Annotated in this window: 3 protein-coding genes; all 3 read left to right on the forward strand. The window is 33.2% G+C overall.

Annotated features, from left to right (window positions below):
• The first annotated feature begins 275 nt into the window (after positions 1-275).
• Positions 276-1,673, forward strand: coding sequence for an ankyrin repeat domain-containing protein (locus MNY27_RS10770; RefSeq protein WP_346392332.1), 1,398 nt, complete (start codon positions 276-278; stop codon positions 1,671-1,673).
• Positions 1,674-2,153 (forward strand): plasmid pRiA4b ORF-3 family protein, encoded by a 480-nt coding sequence (locus MNY27_RS10775; protein ID WP_346392334.1) that lies wholly within the window; start codon positions 1,674-1,676, stop codon positions 2,151-2,153.
• The coding region (locus MNY27_RS10780) for a hypothetical protein (RefSeq protein WP_346392333.1) at positions 2,143-2,479 on the forward strand (337 nt) is incomplete at its 3' end. The genes MNY27_RS10775 and MNY27_RS10780, both read left to right, overlap by 11 nt.

A 2,479-nucleotide genomic window follows, 5' to 3' on the forward strand; every position in this document is an offset into this window, starting at 1 on the left:
AGATTGACAATTTATACATATTTTAGAGCTTTTTTACAATCATTTGTAAATAAACCTTTGTTTACTCCCAATATACCATACTTTAAGAGGTGTTTTAAGCACCCGTTTTTTTAATTAAGTCTTTTTTTCATTTGTGATAACCTTTTTTTGTATTATTTTCTGTTGTATTTTACCCCCCCCCAGCATAAAAAATGCTGAAAAAGAATTTTTCATACTCGATTGAAAAATATTTATGATAAACTTTACTCTAGTGAAATGATATAGAGGCCAAACTTATGAGAAAAATAGTGCTTATCTTAATACTCATCGTGACATTAAATGCCAATATAATGGAAGATATAGAAAGCTTCAACAAGGTCTTAAAAGATGCTAAGTCTGATAGTAAAATGTCTCAATATTGGGTTGCAAAGCGATATTTTAAGGGAAAAGGCACACAGGTAGATAAAAAAGAGGCTATCTACTGGTTTAGAAAATCAGCCAAGCAGGGCTACATAAAGTCTATGATTCTTCTTGGAGATCTGTTTACTCAAGTTAAAAGCAACAAAGAGATAGAACTCTTAGGGGTAGAGTATCTTGATAAACTTGCACACTATGACAAAACTTTCCCAAATCTCTACAAAAAAGATAGCCGCTACCAGTTTAAATTTCAAGAAGCTGCGTTTTCTAAGCTCATAAAACTCTACACCAAAGGTGGCTACTACCTTGAAGCTGATACACAAAAAGCAAGTAGATATCTTAATGAATATAAAACATTTAAACGCAACTATAAGTTTTTGTATGCCCTTGATAGAGCAAATCTTTTTTATCCAAAAGATGAAGAAGATAGAGAGGTTCAAAATACTTTTATAGAGTGCATAAAAGAGGGTAGTGATGTAAATGCAACCTACGAAGAGGACAAAGGAGTACAATACTCACTCTTGATGTATAGCATAGAGAAGAACAACAGAGAGCTTTTTGACTTGCTTCTGGACAAAGGTGCTGATATAAACTTCACAAATGAGAAAGGAGATAATGCCTTTGATAGAGCTATTTGGAATGCTAATTTACCTTTTGCAAAAGTGCTTTATAAAAAAGGTATCAAAATAGACTTTAGTACAACTAAAAGAAACCCCCTTGTCATAGCATCATTAGATGAAAAAAGAGAGATAGTGGAGTATCTAGTAAAGATAGGCTATAAACCACATGAGAACATCATAGGTCACAAAAATCTACTTGAATTTGCACTAGATGATTCTTACCGTATAGCCAATATTGTAAACTACAAAAAACATGAGATAAGTAGTCAATTTATAGAGTGGCTTATAAAAAAGTACAAGTTTGATGTGAATGCTCTGTATCATGGGCAAAGAGCACTTCATCTTGTAAGCATGAAAAGAGATATGAAGAGTAAGGTCACACTTCTTTTAAAACTAGGAGCCGATAAAAATCTCAAAAATAGAGATGGAAAAACTCCAAAAGAGTTTTATCAAGATCTCATAGCAAAGAACAATCAACTCATCAAAAAATATGAAACCTCAAAAGAGAATAAAGTACGGGTTGTTGAGACAAAAAATAGAAATATTCAGGGTATATTGGATAATGCATTTGGTGGGAAGCAGTATCTCCATAAAGATATGGTTTATAAAAAATATAATGAAAATTTGAGAGAGGCAATAAATATTTTAAAACTATAAATAGCATTTAACTGGCATGACGCTCATTTGCATGAATTCAGAAAGAACAATCTTTTTATTAGTAATCCAGAATTTTACGATGATGATATGTATGAATTTGAAGATGAAAAGATTGTCGATGAGAATGAAATGCAAATCTCTGAAATACTACAATCACCAAAAGATAAAATCAAATATCTTTATGACTTTGGGGATAACTGGGAACTCAGTGTGAGTCTTGAGAAAATCATAGATGTTCAAGAAGGAGTGGCGTATCCTCGTTGTATTAGAGGAAAACGGTGTGCACCGCCTGAAGATGTCGGAGGTGTATGGGGATTTGAAGAGTTTAAAAAGACTATGACAGATCGATACCACGAAGAACATGAAAACTACAAAGAGTGGTATGGAGGTGAATTTAATCCAGATTTCGTCGATTTTGAAACTATAAATGAACAACTACAAGCCTATAGTGAGGAGAGTGGTATAGAAGATGAAAGATAAACTGGTAACCCTCCAAGATATTGAATCAATCGACCAAAAAATAATAGCCAAGATTCTCTACGAAGCAATACAATTCGATGATAGACTCTATAAAAAGGTACAAAGCAGACTTATGAAAAATGATACAGTAGCACTACAAAAACAACTCACGAAAAGGATCAACTCTATCTCCAGAGGGAGAAAGTTTATAGAGTATCGCTACTCGTTGATAGCGTCAAAAATTTTCTGTAAATTCCTCATCAACTTCACAATCATGTTCCAAATTTTCCCACGAAACATATTTTCTATCCATCCACTTGGCATTAGTGTCAACTGCCAAAGGCACC

Origin of the sequence: Sulfurimonas sp. NWX79 (assembly GCF_039667035.1) — a bacterium.
GTDB classification, from domain to species: Bacteria; Campylobacterota; Campylobacteria; order Campylobacterales; family Sulfurimonadaceae; genus Sulfurimonas; species Sulfurimonas indica.